Origin of the sequence: Sphaerimonospora thailandensis (assembly GCF_016863115.1) — a bacterium.
GTDB classification, from domain to species: domain Bacteria; phylum Actinomycetota; class Actinomycetes; order Streptosporangiales; family Streptosporangiaceae; genus Sphaerimonospora; species Sphaerimonospora cavernae.
This window is the reverse complement of sequence record NZ_BOOG01000148.1, coordinates 1-839: the sequence shown is the minus strand read 5'-3', so window position 1 is coordinate 839 and position 839 is coordinate 1. Positions and strand designations below refer to the sequence as shown.

The following is an 839-nucleotide window of genomic DNA, read 5'->3' as shown; positions in this document are numbered from 1 at the left end:
TTATGCCGAGTTCCGGATAAGGACAACAATGCCGCCGAAAGGGCGCTGCGAACCCCGGTGATCGGGAGGAAGAACTACTACGGGGCGCAGGCCGAATGGGCCGCGCACCTGGCCGCCGCCGTCTGGACGATCACCGCCACCGCCGAACGTAACCACCGCGAACCCCTGGCTTTCCTCACCGCCTACCTGACCGCCTGCGCCAAGGCGGGCGGCAAACCACCCGAGGGTCCCGCGCTGGAATCCTTCCTGCCCTGGTTGCCGGCACCCGGCGACACATCAGGCAGCCGCGACCACGATCCACCGGGCGTGGCCGCCGGTGATCTTCCCGATATCAACGGACCGGCGCCCTAAATCGGGCCACACGCTCCACGTCCACCCGGCCGGCACCGGCCGGGCTCTCGGCATGCCCTTCCACGGGATCACCGAACACTTACGGGTGGGGAGATGGTGTATTACGACATATTTTCCAACATTCACTATGGGTTCATCATGGCGGCACTGGGGATCACCAAAGAACTGACCTTACTGGCCCTACGCGTTGAAGTAGATTCCGTAGTCAGATGAGTGCGTTCAGTAGCGGCTTATGGTTGCGTTCTGTGACCGCTGGGTCGGTTGGTGGTGAAACGAAAGCGCGCCCGCCGTCTGAGATGATCTTTGCTGCGAAGACAAACGATCACGGACGGGCAGGCGCGCGTGCAACAGAATATGGTGTCGGCGGAGTTCTTGGGTCTTTCGGGCGTGCAGGTCGAGTCGGTGGAGCGGGAAACCGACGGCTCATGGACGGTGCATGTGACCTCGGCGCCCGGAGTTGGGTCGTGTTGCCCCGGGTGTGGTCACTC

1 protein-coding gene is annotated in these 839 nt (G+C 63.2%); it reads left to right on the top strand.

Annotated elements, in window-relative coordinates; all coding sequences use genetic code 11:
• Window positions 1-351: IS66 family transposase (locus tag Mth01_RS29375; RefSeq protein ID WP_204019215.1), on the top strand; the 351-nt coding region annotated here is incomplete at its 5' end.
• Window positions 352-839 lie beyond the last annotated feature (488 nt).